Below are 424 nucleotides of genomic sequence, written 5' to 3'. Positions count from 1 at the left end.
GCCCTGGTGAAGGAAGCCATACTTTGTTCGCTCCTCGATTCCAAACAGCAGGTCGAGATAGGCCGACAGCGATGTAGATTTGCCTGCCTCGTTCAGCCCGTAGACGATGTGCAGGTCAGGCGTGCCGGCGACATGCTCCCCGAAATCGATCGAATAGTCGGTGAACTTGCCGTAGCGGGTGAGGTCGAGCCGGCGCAGGCGCATCAACCGATCTCCGACGCTTCTGGCTTCAGTCGGGCCAGCATGTCCTCGCTGCCCTCCGTCAGCAGCTGGTCGACCAGAGCTTCGATCGTGGCTTCGTCATCGCCACTGAAACCGCGTGCCTCCGGTGGCAGATCATCACGGAGTTCCTTGACCAGATCACGCACGGCTTCGCGAACACCATGCTGGCGAATGATGTCACTGCGCATCAGCTCGCCGAGTT

The 424-nt window shown here is 60.1% G+C and carries 1 protein-coding gene and 1 pseudogene; both read right to left on the bottom strand.

Annotated features, from left to right (window positions below; genetic code table 11):
* Nucleotides 1-204 (bottom strand): AAA family ATPase (locus CEV33_RS00790; protein ID WP_141211527.1); only part of this gene is annotated, 204 nt, incomplete at its 3' end.
* Nucleotides 204-424 (bottom strand): annotated as a pseudogene (locus tag CEV33_RS00785) (DNA repair exonuclease); the annotation flags it as partial. The gene CEV33_RS00790 and the pseudogene CEV33_RS00785, both read right to left, overlap by 1 nt.

Source organism: Brucella grignonensis (assembly GCF_002252505.1).
GTDB lineage: Bacteria > Pseudomonadota > Alphaproteobacteria > Rhizobiales > Rhizobiaceae > Brucella > Brucella grignonensis.
Note: the sequence above shows the minus strand (reverse complement) of the source record. Positions and strands in the feature narration are given on the sequence as shown.